This window comes from Dyadobacter sp. SG02, assembly GCF_900109045.1.
Lineage (GTDB): Bacteria > Bacteroidota > Bacteroidia > Cytophagales > Spirosomataceae > Dyadobacter.
In genome coordinates this window covers 19161-33438 of record NZ_FNYL01000011.1, presented here as the reverse complement: position 1 = coordinate 33438, position 14278 = coordinate 19161, and the positions used below count along the sequence as shown (strand labels likewise).

At 49.5% G+C, this 14278-nt stretch carries 11 protein-coding genes; 7 read left to right on the top strand and 4 right to left on the bottom strand.

Translation table 11 applies throughout. The annotated features are described in order from the left end of the window. Positions 1 to 15: 15 nt before the first annotated feature. The 4 genes from BMW93_RS23725 to odhB all read left to right on the top strand — a co-directional run bounded on the left by BMW93_RS23725 (position 16) and on the right by odhB (position 8777). Positions 16 to 3231 carry a hypothetical protein gene (locus BMW93_RS23725; RefSeq protein ID WP_090382222.1) on the top strand — a complete coding sequence of 1072 codons (3216 nt, stop codon included), beginning with the start codon at positions 16 to 18 and terminating at the stop codon, positions 3229 to 3231. A 100-nt stretch (positions 3232 to 3331) separates the two neighbouring features. Next, positions 3332 to 4261: a PorP/SprF family type IX secretion system membrane protein gene (locus BMW93_RS23720; protein ID WP_090382219.1), complete on the top strand. Its 930-nt coding sequence runs from the start codon at positions 3332 to 3334 to the stop codon at positions 4259 to 4261. Positions 4262 to 4374: 113 nt separating this feature from the next. After that, the gene (locus BMW93_RS23715) at positions 4375 to 7137 is read left to right on the top strand and encodes a 2-oxoglutarate dehydrogenase E1 component (RefSeq protein WP_090382217.1); all 2763 of its coding nucleotides are present in this window, start codon (positions 4375 to 4377) and stop codon (positions 7135 to 7137) included. A gap of 47 nt (positions 7138 to 7184) precedes the next feature. Then, positions 7185 to 8777, top strand: a complete 1593-nt coding sequence (odhB, locus tag BMW93_RS23710; protein WP_090382214.1) for a 2-oxoglutarate dehydrogenase complex dihydrolipoyllysine-residue succinyltransferase — start codon at positions 7185 to 7187, stop codon at positions 8775 to 8777. 66 nt (positions 8778 to 8843) lie between these two features. On the opposite strand, the gene BMW93_RS23705 is transcribed toward odhB, so the two are convergent. Both BMW93_RS23705 and dtd read right to left on the bottom strand, forming a co-directional pair. Continuing rightward, entirely contained in the window at positions 8844 to 9170 is a 327-nt protein-coding gene (locus BMW93_RS23705; protein ID WP_090382211.1) for a nucleotide pyrophosphohydrolase, read from the bottom strand. A 104-nt stretch (positions 9171 to 9274) separates the two neighbouring features. Next, on the bottom strand, positions 9275 to 9727 hold the full coding sequence (dtd, locus tag BMW93_RS23700) for a D-aminoacyl-tRNA deacylase (protein WP_090382208.1): 453 nt from the start codon (positions 9725 to 9727) through the stop codon (positions 9275 to 9277). A 186-nt stretch (positions 9728 to 9913) separates the two neighbouring features. Between dtd and BMW93_RS23695 the strand changes: the two genes are divergently transcribed. The 3 genes from BMW93_RS23695 to BMW93_RS23685 are packed head-to-tail and all read left to right on the top strand — an operon-like array spanning position 9914 to position 12005. Continuing rightward, the gene (locus BMW93_RS23695) at positions 9914 to 10354 is read left to right on the top strand and encodes a DUF6934 family protein (RefSeq protein ID WP_090382205.1); all 441 of its coding nucleotides are present in this window, start codon (positions 9914 to 9916) and stop codon (positions 10352 to 10354) included. Positions 10355 to 10358: 4 nt separating this feature from the next. Beyond that, positions 10359 to 10553 (top strand): hypothetical protein, encoded by a 195-nt coding sequence (locus tag BMW93_RS23690; protein WP_090382202.1) that lies wholly within the window; start codon positions 10359 to 10361, stop codon positions 10551 to 10553. Between the two features lie 24 nt (positions 10554 to 10577). Beyond that, on the top strand, positions 10578 to 12005 hold the full coding sequence (locus tag BMW93_RS23685) for an L-serine ammonia-lyase (RefSeq protein WP_090382199.1): 1428 nt from the start codon (positions 10578 to 10580) through the stop codon (positions 12003 to 12005). An 11-nt stretch (positions 12006 to 12016) separates the two neighbouring features. Here BMW93_RS23685 and mgtE read toward each other — a convergent pair whose 3' ends face one another. Beyond that, positions 12017 to 13369, bottom strand: a complete 1353-nt coding sequence (gene mgtE, locus BMW93_RS23680) for a magnesium transporter (protein WP_090382197.1) — start codon at positions 13367 to 13369, stop codon at positions 12017 to 12019. Positions 13370 to 13435: 66 nt separating this feature from the next. Continuing rightward, positions 13436 to 14236, bottom strand: a complete 801-nt coding sequence (gene rsmA / locus BMW93_RS23675; RefSeq protein ID WP_090382195.1) for a 16S rRNA (adenine(1518)-N(6)/adenine(1519)-N(6))-dimethyltransferase RsmA — start codon at positions 14234 to 14236, stop codon at positions 13436 to 13438. Positions 14237 to 14278: the final 42 nt, after the last annotated feature.

Here is a 14278-nt window from a genome sequence, read left to right as displayed (position 1 = left end):
GTCAGCCTAAGCAATATGAGCAGAAGATATATTTACACATTAACCTTTTCGATCGGTCTTTTAGTAGTTTTTGGATTATTCAACGACTCAATAGCACAGCGCTATCCTTCACAGGAGACTTTTGGAAAGAACCGGGTCCAGTATAAGAAGTTCAACTGGAAGATTTTCCGTACCACCAACTTCGAAATCTATCATTACCAGGGCGGTACCGCGCTCGCAAAGCTGACGGCACAATATGCAGAAAGCGAGTTCGATAAAATCACCGACGTTCTCGGCTGGACACCCTATAACCGCGTAAAAATATTCCTTTATAACTCGCCCGCGGAGCTCGAACAGAGCAATATGGGCCTTTCGGTGCTGGATAACCTCTCGGACCAGAAACTGAACCTCTCGCAATCGCGCGTGGAGGTAGCGTATACGGGCGACCAGATCGGTTTCCGCAAGAAGCTTGTACGGGATATCAGTCTTCTTTTCGTGTACGACATGCTCTATGGCGGTAATATGAAAGAGGCTTTGCAAAGCTCATTGCTACTGACGTTACCTGAATGGTTCATGTCGGGAACGGCGGCTTACATTGCAGAAGGATGGTCGCCGGAATTGAACGACTACATGCGTGATTTCTTCAAAAACCGTAATGTCCGCAAGCCTACGCTGATGACGGGCGACGACGCGACGCTGATCGGGCATTCGATCTGGAACTACATTGCTGAGCGTTACGGAAAGGACAAGATTTCCGACATTCTCAACCTTACCCGCATTATCCGCACCGAGCAGACCAGTATTACCAGCACGCTCGGCGTACAATCCTACAACCGCTTCCTGCGCGACTGGCGGGCCTATTACCTGAACCAGACCAAGAATGCAGAGCAATTCTATTCAGATCCCAATCCGACCTGGAAATACAAGCTGAACGAATTCAATGTGACCGACGCCAGTGCGGTGATCAAAGTTTCGCCGGACAAGAAATTCACAGCGGTGAGCGAGATCAAAAACGGGCGTTACCGTGTGTATTTATTTGATAGTGAGTCTGGTTCTAAAAAAATCATACGCCAGGGCAAGCTTGACATTATCGGAGGGCGTATGAAAACACAGCCGCCACTTTTAGGCTGGTCGAGAAACAATGAGTTGACAATTCTTGCCAACGAAAATGATAAAAAGAACCTGTACAGGTACGAAAATGTAGGTACGAAGAAGATTAAGGTTAAAACGAAGCGGAATATCCGCGGGCTGGACCAGATCGTGGATATGGACGTGTCGCATGATGGTTCGATGCTCGCCGTGAGTGCGGATAAGGCCGGTCAGAATGATATTTTCCTGATCAGCGTAGCCAGGGCTTCCGCATTGCCGCTGACCAACGACCTTTACGACGATCTGTCGCCGCGTTTCATACAAGGTTCTTCGCGACGCGTCGTGTTCTCTTCCAACAGACCAGTCGACTCGCTGGGTAGGGGAGATAAGGGCAGTTTCAAGTCCATCGCGCCTTCGTATACCATTTTTGAACACGACGGAACGCCGCGATCGGAAAATATCATCAAACTGGTGGAGTCGGAGGGAAAGGCGAAAGTGACGCCGGTGTATGCTGACGAAAACGATATTGTTTACCTGTCCAACGGCAAGGGTGTCAATAACCTTTACAAATACAATCGTGCTTCGCAAACCAGTTCGCAACTGACCAACTACATTCAGAACATCCGTAATGCGGATGTGAACCTGAAAGCTGCGGGCGGCGCATTGGCCTATACCTATTTGAATGACGGATACTATACCGCCGCTTTCAAGAACGGCTTTGATATCAATGCAACGGTAAATCCGCCGTCGCTAAGCGTAGCAAGCGCGGGCAATCCCGGCAATGGCGCCGCAACCAATGCGGTGAAGACTGATTCGGCTGCCAAAGCGACACAAGTTGGTCAGGAGAAAAAGCTGACTTTGAAGGAAGGCGAGGTTGATACCGATAACTACGAGTTCGACGAAGATATTCTGAAATCTTTTGAATCGAGAAGGAACCGCGGAAGCTTCCCTACCACACCTGGCATAGCTTCGCGCACAAAGGCCGTTCGTGAAAACATTGCGATCAAAGGCCCGTACAATTATAAAGGACTGTTTATCACCAATGACGCAAGCTCCGACTGGCGCATCGACCCGATCAGAGGATTTGGCTATGCACAATCCATTTCGATGAACGACTTGCTCGAAAACCACGTCATCAAGGCCGGGCTTTTCATTTCTTCGAATTTCCGAAACAGCGATTTGTTTGCCGAATACAACAACAATACGTACCGCGTGGATTTTGGTCTGCGCGTCGACAGAAAGACGCTCTACAACGATTCGGAGGGGTTGATCCAGAAATACCGTTTCAATCAGCTGATGTTTACGGCCTCGTATCCGTTCTCGACTACAAGCCGCTTATCGGTGTCGCCGATGTTCACTTCTACGCGGATGATCGACGTGCTGCTGCCTAACCCGGATTTGTCTTCAAATTACGGAGGCGTGCGCAGCGAATTTGTATTCGACAACACCCGGGTGAACGGGATGAACATGATGGAAGGAACGCGCTTCAAGCTGCGTTACGACTTGTACCAGGGTTTGACCAATGGAAATGAGAGTTTCAACCGGGTAAGCCTGGACTTCCGTCACTACCAGAAAATCCACCGCGACCTGATTCTCGCCGTGCGCGCGGCAGCCAGCCATTCGGGTGGGCGGGCGCCTAAGCAGAATATCCTTGGTGGTATGGAAAACTGGCTCGGTAACCGTAAAGAAAATCGCAGTGGCGACAATCCGCTCAACTTCCAGCGCGATAACCGTGATATTTTCTTCGCAGATTTCGCGACAAACCTGCGTGGTTTTAAACTCAACAGACTGTCGGGTACCAGCTATATGTTGCTAAATGCGGAATTGAGAATCCCGCTTGTCAAATACCTTTACCGCGGCGCGATTACTTCCAGCTTCCTGCGCAACTTCCAGATCGTCGGCTTCGGCGACATTGGTACTGCATGGACTGGTAAAGGGCCGTTCAGTGAAAACAACAGCCTGAACACCCAGATTATCGGGAGCGAAGACGAGCCATTCCGCGCGACGGTTACCAACTACAAAAACCCTTACCTGATGGGCTACGGCGCCGGTGTAAGAACGACGCTGTTCGGTTTCTATGCCAAATTCGATTACGCCTGGGGAGTTGATAACGGGTATACGAACAAGCCAATTCCTTACGTAACATTAGGTTACGATTTTTGATCTGATTTAGGAGTAAAAAAACAATATTCAAGTGTTATAAAAGATGGCAAGAGAATCGCTCTCCTGCCATTTTTGTTTACAATAACCCAATTTCAGTGCTATGTTTTTGAAAAACACACATCACTATTCGAGAAAGTTTTTTCTTGCGGGCACATTGTTGATAGGCAGCCTCGGTGTGGCTACGGCGCAGCGGGAAGTGCTCTACGAACAATACGTTCAAAACCCGATGTCGATCAACCCCGGTTTCACGGGTGCGCGCGAGGACTTCAATATGACTGCGATTTTTCGCAGAAAGTGGTTCAATATCCCCAATTCGCCCACCAGCCAAACCTTCGCTGCCGACGGAACCATAGCCAACGGCAAGTTTGGAATAGGTTTTCAGGCACTGAACGACCAGACGAGTTACTTCACGACGACCGGGTTCGTCGGCTCATTTGCATTTCACCTCGGCCTGTCGGACACCTGGAAACTGGGTCTCGGAGCGCAGGGCGGGATCAATGTGCTGCCGGTTTCGGATGGAGCCTTCATCAGTAATAACCGTGCGTTGGGCAGTTTCGGGCTTGGTGCCTGGCTGCGTTCGGACAAATTGTATTTCGGGATTTCCAAACCGGAATTACTTTCGCAGAAATTCGGCGACCAGCTTCTAGGAACGTTATATCGTCGGCCGCTTTACATTACCGCCGGTGGAAGCCATCAGCTGAGCGAGGATGTGATGATGCTGCCGCACGTATTGTTTATCCAGGAAAAAGACCACAAACTGCGATTTGACTTTGGCTCGCGGTTCTGGTTCAGGGAGAAGGTGGGGTTGGGCGCGTCTTACCGGGTAGGCGGCGGGTACAATTCTTTATCTGCAAAAGTGGATTATTTGCAGTTAACCGCTGAGGTTCAGTTGGGAAGAAACGTACGACTGGGGTATTTTTACAGCACGCGGCAGGTGGAACAGATTTACACATCGTACACAGGGCCGAAAGGGATTCACGAGCTCATGCTGAAATTTATTCCGAATCCCAAAGGTTTTCAGAAATACTAATGTCAAGAACCAATCCAAATCGACTTTCAGGTTAAGTTAAAAGGATATTTTTATTCGTAATCTTTACATAACTCTCGTACCTTTGTGCCGTAAATGAAATACTCACTTTTGTGATGGATAAATACACTTATATAGCAAATTCCGACGCCGCTTATATCGATGAATTGTACAATTCCTATAAGCAAGATCCAGCATCCGTAGATGAAGGCTGGCAAAAGTTTTTTGAAGGTTATGATTTTTATCAAAAATATCCGGTTAACGGCAACGGACGTGCTAATGGTGCTGCCAATGGCAAAGAAGCTGCGGTAGTCGGGAAAACGGACCCTGCACGCATTCGTAAAGAAATGGAAGTGGTGCATTTGATCCGTGGATATAGGTCGAGGGGACACCTTCTGGCGACTACGAACCCGATCCAGAAAAGGAAAGACCGTCGCCCGCAATTGGACATTGCTGATTTTAATCTGGGACCCGAAGACCTCGATACCGTTTTTGAAGCTGGTGTTGAGGTCTTTGATCGTCCGGCCACCTTGCGTGAGATCGTGGATGCATTGCAGACGATCTATGCAAGAAATATCGGTTTTGAATACCTTTACATCCGCGACCGCGAGCAGAAAAGCTGGTTGCGCAAGAAAATCGAGAAGGAAGCATTGACGATGTCTTTCTCGATCGATGAGAAAAAGCACATTCTTTCCAAACTGAACGAGGCGGTTGTTTTTGAAAACTTCCTGCACACCAAATACCTCGGTCAGAAGCGCTTCTCGCTGGAAGGCGGCGAAACGACGATCCCCGCGCTCGACGCGATGATCAACAAAGCCGCCGAAATGGGCGTGGTGGAAGTGATGATCGGTATGGCGCACCGCGGCCGTCTGAACGTGCTCGCGAATATCATGCAGAAAACCTACGGACAGATTTTCAACGAGTTCGAAGGTAACCTGCCCGACCAGGTTTGGGGAGACGGTGACGTGAAATACCACATGGGTTTTGCAAGCCAGATCACCACGAAAGATGGTAACAACGTACACCTGAAACTTGCCCCGAACCCATCTCACCTCGAAGCGGTGAACCCGGTAGTGGAAGGTTACATCCGCGCCCGCGCCGATGGTATGTACGATAGCGACTACGACCGTGTATTGCCGGTATTGATCCATGGCGATGCGGCAGTGGCTGGTCAGGGGATTGTTTACGAAGTAACCCAGATGTCGGCCCTGAATGGCTACTACACCGGTGGTACCATCCATTTCGTGATCAACAACCAGGTTGGTTTCACCACCGACTTCACCGACGCGCGTTCGTCGATATACTGTACGGATATTGCCAAGATCGTAGATGCGCCTGTATTGCACGTCAATGGCGATGATCCTGAGGCAGTGGTATACTGTATGCGCCTTGCGGTGGAATACCGTCAGAAATTCAACAAAGACATTTTTATTGATATGGTTTGCTACCGTCGTCATGGACACAACGAGGCGGACGAACCTAAATTCACGCAGCCGGTTCTCTATAAATCCATCGAGAACCATCAGAACCCACGCGAAATCTACCAAAAAACACTGGCGGAACGCGGTGATGTGGATGCGCAGCTGGCGGCTAATATGGACAAAGAGTTCAAGCAACTGTTGCAGGAACGTCTTGACATGGTGAAGCAGAAAGCATTGCCATACACCATGCCGAAATTGGAACAGGAATGGCATACTCTGCGTAAATCGAAACCGGAAGATTTTGAGAAATCGCCGGAAACCGGTGTGCCTCAGGATGTGCTCGAAAAGATCGGTAAAGCGCTGATCAGCACGCCTGAGAATTTCAACAGACTGAAACAGATCGACAAATTGCTCAAAGACCGTGAGCAAATGATCTTCGATAAAAAGGAAGTTAACTGGGCTACGGCCGAGTTGCTCGCGTATGGTTCGATCCTTGCGGAAGGTAATATCGTCCGTTTGAGCGGCCAGGACGTGCAGCGCGGTACATTCTCGCACCGCCACGCGGTATTGCGCGATGTAGAAACCAATGCGGCTTACAACAGCTTGCAGCACATTCAGGACGGCCAGGGCCAGTTCATGATCTACAACTCTTTGCTTTCTGAGTATGGGGTACTAGGTTTTGAATTCGGTTATTCGATGGCTAACCCGAATGCACTGGTAATTTGGGAAGCGCAGTTTGGAGATTTTGCCAACGGTACGCAGGTGATCATCGACCAGTTTGTAACATCCAGCGAAACCAAATGGGACCGCTGGACAGGTCTGGTAATGTTGTTGCCACACGGCTACGAAGGCCAGGGACCGGAGCATTCCAATGCACGACCGGAGCGTTACCTGCAACTTTCGGCAAACTATAACCTCATCGTAGCGAACGTAACTACGCCGGCCAACTTCTTCCACTTGCTCCGCAGGCAGTTGAAGTTCCCGTTCCGTAAGCCTCTGATCGTGATGTCGCCGAAATCGATGCTGCGCCACCCGCTTTGCGTTTCCCCACTGGATAGCCTCGTAAGCGGTTCATTCCAGGAAACGATCGGAGATACTTATGCAGATCCGAAGAAAGTGAAAAAAGTGTTGCTGTGTACGGGTAAGCTGTACTACGAACTGTACGAAAAACAGCAGGCCGACAAACGCGACGATGTAGCCATCATTCGTCTGGAACAAATGCATCCGTTCCCGCAATCGCAGATCGACGCACACCTGAGCCAATACGAAAATACAAGTGTTTATTGGGTACAGGAAGAGCCGTTCAACATGGGTGGCTGGACATTCATGCTTCGCATGTACAAAGGCGTGAAGCCATTGCAGGTAATCGCCCGCGAACCGAGCGCTTCGCCTTCGACAGGTTTCTCGAAAATCCATACGAAGGAACAGGCGGAGATCATCAACAGGGCTTTTGAATGATATTCCTATAATTTTTGACTTAATTCGATAACAAGATTGCACATAAAATGGCTGAAATTGAAATAAAAGTACCGCCCGTTGGCGAGTCGATTACCGAGGTTACGATAGGAAACTGGTTCAAAAATGATGGCGATTTTGTGAAGATGGACGAGGTGATCTGCGGGTTGGATTCGGACAAAGCGACATTTGAACTCACCGCGGAAGCAGAAGGTATATTGCATATTAAAGCGCAGGAAGGCGATACGTTGAATATCGGAGACCTGATCGCGACCATCGAAGCGGCTAATGGCGCAGCTCCGAAGGAAACTGCTCCAAAGGCGGAAGCTGCTGCTGCACCAGCTCCGGCGGCCGCACCGGCTGAACCTGCAAAAGCAGAAGCCCCGGCTGCCGCAGCATCGGCTGCCGCAGCACCTGCTGCAACGGGCCAGGTTTATGAAATGAAAGTCCCTGCGGTAGGAGAGTCTATCAGCGAGGTAACCATCGCTTCTTGGAGCAAAAAAGATGGCGACTATGTGACTGTGGATGAAATCCTCTGCGAACTGGAATCCGATAAAGCGACATTCGAACTCCCGGCGGAAGCTGCGGGTATATTGACAATTGTAGGAAAAGAAGGTGATACGCTGTCGATCGGCGCAGTGATTTGCACCATCGCGGTAACAACCGGCGCTCCTGCCGCGGCACCCGCTGCTCCACAATCAACAGCTCCTGCCGCCGCTCAGGCCGATAAGGCTTATAGCGAGAAGCACGCATCGCCTGTGGCTGCCAAAATCCTGGCGGAAAAAGGAATCGATCCGAAAGATGTAAACGGTTCCGGCTCGGGAGGCAAAATTATGAAAGACGATGCGTTGAAGGCTGAAAAAGCTGCACCGGCTGCGGCTCCCGCACCAGCGAAACCGGCTGCCGCTTCGACCCCTGCTGCTGCTCCGGTCCCGGCTGGCGCTCGCGCATCACGTCGCGAGAAAATGTCCTCGCTGCGTAAAACCATCGCACGTCGCCTTGTAGCGGTGAAAAATGAAACGGCTATGCTTACCACGTTCAACGAGGTGGATATGAAGCCGGTGATGGATTTGCGTTCTAAATTCAAGGATAAATTCAAAGAAAAACACGAAGTAGGCCTCGGCTTCATGTCGTTCTTCGTGAAGGCGGTAACCGTTGCATTGAAAGACTTCCCGGTTATCAATGCCCAGATCGATGGCGAAGAGCTGGTTTACAACGACTTCGCTGATATTTCGGTAGCTGTTTCTACGCCGCGCGGACTGGTAGTACCGGTTATCCGCAATGCTGAAACACTTTCGTTTGCGGCCATCGAAAAGGAAATCGTTCGTCTGGCGGTTCGTGCACGTGATGGTAAACTGGGCCTTGACGAAATGTCCGGCGGTACCTTCACAATTACTAACGGTGGTACATTCGGTTCAATGCTATCGACGCCGATCATCAATGCACCGCAATCTGCGATCCTCGGTATGCATAATATCGTAGAGCGTCCGGTTGTAGTGGATGGTCAGATCGTCGTTCGCCCGATCATGTACGTGGCGTTGTCGTACGACCACCGTACGATAGACGGTAAGGATTCGGTAAGCTTCCTCGTTCGCGTGAAGCAGTTGCTCGAAGATCCGATGCGTCTGTTACTGGATATGTAATATTATCATTTCGGAAAAATAGATAACAGAGCAGGCCCGGGTTTCCGGGCTTGTTCTGTTTACAGGCTATTGCAGTTTCTCGTTCTGCTTATGACGGTCCTTATCGCGGTCCGTTTTCTTGGCCAGGTTCTTCTCAAATGCTTCGGTGAGGTTAATGCCCGTTTGGTTGGCGAGGCAGATCAGTACCCAGAGCACATCGGCCATTTCATCGCCCAGGTCTTTTCCTAAGTCCGATTTTTTAAATGACTGGTCCCCGTATGTACGCGCCATAATGCGCGCGAGCTCACCGACTTCTTCGGTCAGGATTGTCATGTTGGTCAATTCTGAAAAATACCTTACCCCGTAGGTTTTAATCCATTGATCAACGCGATCTTGTGCTTCGTGGATGGTCATTATATTGAATGATTGAATGATTGAATGATTGAATGAGTGAATGTCAGGAATAGTCAGGTATTGTGGCCTATTTAAACTAGACAAATAGCTGCGGAGATTAAAAACTATATCCTGTTTTTCGAGTCGATAACGATTGTGACGGGACCGTCGTTTAAGAGTGACACCTTCATATCTGCGCCGAATTCACCTGTCTGAATAGGCTTTCCTAGTTCCTCCCCCAAAAACGCTATCATCTTTTCATACATCGGGATGGCGATATTGGGCTTCGCCGCTTCGATGAACGAAGGACGGTTCCCCTTTTTGGTGCTTGCGTGCAATGTGAACTGGCTGATCAGCAGAATGTCACCATTGACCGTTTTCAAATCCAGGTTCATTTTGCCTTCTTCATCATTAAATACCCGGAGCCCGATAATCTTCTTTCCCAGCCATTCAATGTCTTCCGGCAAATCGGAATGCGTAATGCCGAGCAGCACCATAAAGCCCGTTTTGATTTCACCTTTCACCTTTCCTTCAATGGTCACGGAAGCGCTGCTCACGCGCTGGATTACTGCAATCATGTTAATTGTTTATTGATTTTTGAGTAAGGCAAAAGTAAAGGGTATTCTCCGAAAAAGGGCTGAATAGTGAGTGAAAAGCCGTTAGTTCAATGGATTTGGCCGGTTGCACTTTTCGTGGGTAAATCGAAATACTGTGCGCTTAGTATGTAAAGGTTGCAAGATTTAGTAACACACACTTGTTCATTAATGGAAAGACCACATTACGAATTTGAATATGCCATCCCGCGCGAGGTCTACTTATTCGCCAGCATGGGAAGGCATGGAAAGGTTACTAAAATGGTCAAGTTTCACATGGTTCGGAGCGACATAGCGAATTTGGGCTTCGGAGACTGTAACGACGACGGTTCCGACTTTGATGATCAGGTTATAACTGATAATGGAGATATGGAAATGGTCTTATCAACTGTCATTGAAATTACAGCGAAATTTCTGACAAAGAATCCGGAGGTTTCTGTATTTTTTACGGGAAGTACAGCGGCTCGACAGAGGTTGTACAGGATTATTATCAGCAACAACTTTGTCGTCATAAGTAAAGCCTATGAAGTGTGGGGATATTGGCGTGGAGCATGGCATCCTTTCGAAAAAAATGTAAATTACGAAGCATTTCTTGTATCAAAATTGTTTTGAAATTATGGAAATTGTAAAAATGGTGAGACGAATCTTGGAGAAGATGGACACTTCCGATGCTGATATTGGCACGTATAACCCGGAACTAGATAAGTATGTAGATATCGATCTGTTCCCTGAAAAGACAGCGAAAGCAAGAGAAATGCTAAAAAACGCACCGCTACCACCCGAACTTCTCAACCGTAAGGCCAGGAAGTAACTTCTTTCCGATCATCCCCATTTCATGACATCCGAACGCATTTCCGTTTTCGATATTTTCAAGATAGGCATCGGCCCGTCCAGCTCTCATACACTAGGCCCGTGGCGGGCAGCGCAGCAGTTTTTGATTGTGGTGAAAGATAAAGGCTTGCTGGCGGCGGTTGAAAAAGTGACGGTACATCTGTACGGCTCACTCGCGAAAACAGGCAAGGGGCACGGCACCGATATTGCCGTTATTCTTGGTTTAAGTGGTTACGATCCAGTGACGATCCAAACGGATTCGATCGACCGCATTCTGGCGGATATAGCAGCCAGCGAAACAATCCGCCTGCGCGGGGAAATGCAAATTCATTTTAATCCTAAAACAGACGTCGTATTTCACAAAACGGAGTCGCTACCGTTTCATCCGAATGGGGTAGCTTTTACGGCTGTTTGCCTGGACGGGCAGGTGCTCGAAGAAACGTACTATTCGATTGGCGGTGGTTTTGTAGTCCAGGAAGGCCGGGAGGCGGCGGCTGGTGCTTTGTCTTCGGAAATACCTTACCCTGTCGATCATGCTTCGGATTTGCTGGAATGGCACCGGGTTACGGGTAAGGCGATCTGGGAAATTGTGCTGGAAAATGAGCGGGTCTGGAAGGACGATGCCGCTATTCGAAAGGACGTGCTGAATATCTGGCGGGTCATGCAGGACAGTATTTTCCTTGGTTGCCAACATAAAGGCGTATTGCCGGGCGGTTTGAATGTGAAACGGCGAGCGGCCGATTTAAACCAAAAATTGTTAAAAGGCCACGCCTGCGCTGGCTGCGACGAATGGATCGAACTGATCAGAAGCAGCGGCTCGGGTTTTAATTATACGTTGGATTGGGTCAGTTGCTTCGCACTGGCGGTGAATGAGCAGAATGCATCATACAGTCGTGTGGTGACGGCTCCTACCAATGGTGCGGCAGGGGTGATACCGGCGGTACTGCAATTTCATGTGACGTTTTGCGGCGGGAGCGAAGAGGATATTTTCAGGTTTCTCCTCACGGCGGGTGAAATCGGAAGCATTTTTAAGAAAGGTGCGACAATTTCGGCGGCTATGGGTGGTTGCCAGGCGGAGATCGGGGTATCTTCGGCAATGGCGGCGGCCGGGCTCACGCAGGTTTCCGGCGGGACTGTCGAGCAATGCTTAATGGCCGCAGAAATTGCGATGGAACATCACCTCGGACTCACTTGTGATCCGGTGGCCGGACTGGTACAAATCCCGTGCATTGAGCGAAATACCATGGGCGCTATCAAGGCGATCACCGCGTCGCAACTCGCATTGCAAAGCAATCCGGAAAATGCGAAAGTTTCGCTTGATAATGTGGTCAAAACGATGTGGCAAACCGCATTGGATATGAATACCCGGTATAAGGAAACTTCCGAAGGCGGGCTTGCAGTGAATATCCCGATTAGTCTGAGCGAATGCTAGCAACGTTCGGGTTACAACCTCAACAACAAATGTGCAAGGCCGAAATAAACGCCATAACCGATCAAATCGTTGGCTGTGGTAATGAATGGCCCCGACGCCACGGCGGGATTAATGCCGATCTTTTCGAGCACAATGGGCGTTAAAGTACCCATAAACGAAGCCAGGAACACCACGGACATCAATGCGATCGAAACGACCAGCGCCAGTTGCAGCTCATTTCCGATCAGCATATTAAAACCGAAGACAATAGCGCTGATAATGATCCCATTGATAAACGCGACGGCGAACATCCTGATCAAACGCTGCCCCAACGTAGTATCGATCCCAGTTTTATCCGCGAGGCCTTGCAGAATAATGGAGGACGTCTGAATTCCCACGTTTCCTCCGGTTGAACCAATAATAGGGATGAATGCGGCCATTGCCGGGATGATTTTGAGATCACCCTCAAAAAAGCTGATAAACTTTGCAGCCAGGATTCCGCCCATCATACCCACGAGCAACCACGGCAGACGCGCCCTGGTTTGTTGCCAGATGCTGTCGTCTTCCTCCACATCCCCGGTAATACCGGCCATCGCAAGGGTATCCGAACTGGCCTGATCCGTGATCACGTCCACGATGTCATCGATCGTAATGCGGCCCAGGAGTTTGCCCTGGACATTCACGACCGGTAAGGCGTCGAGGTCATAACGCCGCATGAGCTCCGCCACTTCTTCGGCGGGACGATAGGTTTCCACGAAAATGACGTCCTTGTCGTACAAGCTCTCGATTTTCGTATTCTTGTGTGCCAATACGATTCTTTTCAGCGAAAGAATGCCCAGTAGTTTGCCAAAATCGTCGACTACGTACACTGCGTAAACCTTTTCTACGTCCTCCGCCTGCGTACGGAGCTCTTCAATGCACTGATTTACGGTCCAGTTGACATTCGCTTTCACAAGCTCCTTCTGCATCAAACCGCCCGCCACATCCTCGTCGTAATGCAGTAGGTCGAGGATAAACCGGGCCTGTTCGCGGTCTTCGAGCAATGCGATCACCTCCTCGCGTACGCGGATAGGTTGCTCGTTGAGCAAATCCACGGCGTCATCGGAATCGAACAGGTTGACGAATTTGGATACTTCTTCGGATGTAAATGCCTTCAAAAAGTCGCGGCGTTCACCCCGGTCCATATCTGCAAGGATAGCCGCGCCGGTTTCAAGATTCAGCTGGTTGACCAGGAATTTCGCGCTTTCTGTTTCCAGCTCGTACAAAAGGCTGGTAATGTCCGCGGGAAAAAGATTCTCCATTTCCGACCGGATGGCCGCAGAGTCCTCTTTTTCAATCAGTTCCTGAATATGATCTACGTATAGCTGGGTTAATTCGAACGTCATCGTAATGAGCTTTTAGCGATTGGCGAAATGCTTTTAGCTTACTTAATATACTGTCTCAGAGAAGGTTTAGTTCGCTGCCTGTGCGTTTTGGGCAAGCAACGTCAACGTAACGAAGTCCTGAACGCTCAATTGTTCGGCCCGTTTGTTGAGCAGCGGATGGTCCGGTATTTCGCCTACCGGTTTCAAAGCATTCCGCAGGGTTTTGCGCCGCTGATTGAATGCGGTTTTCACCACCCTGAAAAACAGTTTTTCATCGCATTCCAATGCCGTCACCGCATTACGGCGCAACCGTATCACACCCGATTGCACTTTCGGCGGGGGATCGAAAGCGCCCGGAGGCACGGATACGAGGTAATCGATGTCATAAAAGGCCTGCAAAAGCACGCTTAGAATACCATAATCCTTGTTTCCCGGTGGCGAAGCAATGCGCTGTGCTACTTCTTTTTGCAGCATACAAACGATCTCCGGAATGCGGTCGCGGATTTCGAGCGCGCGGAAAAATATCTGGGATGAGATATTGTAAGGGAAATTCCCGATGATCGCGAATTTGTCCTGGAAGTATTCTCCCGGATTGAATTTCAGGAAATCGCCCGCGATAATGCGTGGTGCGAGGTCGGGATAATGTTTTTCAAGATACGCCACCGATTCGGTGTCGATCTCGATAACGTGGGTCGTAAAGTTGGTTTTGGGTAAAAGAAATTGGGTAAGCACGCCCATTCCCGGCCCGATTTCGAGGACGCGGTCGTAGCCACCGTGGCCGGAGAGTCCGTCGACGATGCGCTGGGCGATGTTTAAATCTTTCAGAAAGTGCTGACCCAGATGCTTTTTGGCCCGCACTTTGGAGTTATCCGGTTTTTTATAATTCATTTTCACAAGCCAAAATTACGTCTTAATTCGTAGATTTATCGA

Bases quoted from the DNA above. Each gene is read 5' to 3' on its own strand.
- BMW93_RS23725 (WP_090382222.1), top strand. From the start codon at position 16: ATGAGCAGAAGATATATTTACACATTAACCTTTTCGATCGGTCTTTTA.
- BMW93_RS23720 (WP_090382219.1), top strand. From the start codon at position 3,332: ATGTTTTTGAAAAACACACATCACTATTCGAGAAAGTTTTTTCTTGCG.
- BMW93_RS23715 (WP_090382217.1), top strand. From the start codon at position 4,375: ATGGATAAATACACTTATATAGCAAATTCCGACGCCGCTTATATCGAT.
- odhB (WP_090382214.1), top strand. From the start codon at position 7,185: ATGGCTGAAATTGAAATAAAAGTACCGCCCGTTGGCGAGTCGATTACC.
- BMW93_RS23705 (WP_090382211.1), bottom strand. From the start codon at position 9,170: ATGACCATCCACGAAGCACAAGATCGCGTTGATCAATGGATTAAAACC.
- dtd (WP_090382208.1), bottom strand. From the start codon at position 9,727: ATGATTGCAGTAATCCAGCGCGTGAGCAGCGCTTCCGTGACCATTGAA.
- BMW93_RS23695 (WP_090382205.1), top strand. From the start codon at position 9,914: ATGGAAAGACCACATTACGAATTTGAATATGCCATCCCGCGCGAGGTC.
- BMW93_RS23690 (WP_090382202.1), top strand. From the start codon at position 10,359: ATGGAAATTGTAAAAATGGTGAGACGAATCTTGGAGAAGATGGACACT.
- BMW93_RS23685 (WP_090382199.1), top strand. From the start codon at position 10,578: ATGACATCCGAACGCATTTCCGTTTTCGATATTTTCAAGATAGGCATC.
- mgtE (WP_090382197.1), bottom strand. From the start codon at position 13,369: ATGACGTTCGAATTAACCCAGCTATACGTAGATCATATTCAGGAACTG.
- rsmA (WP_090382195.1), bottom strand. From the start codon at position 14,236: ATGAATTATAAAAAACCGGATAACTCCAAAGTGCGGGCCAAAAAGCAT.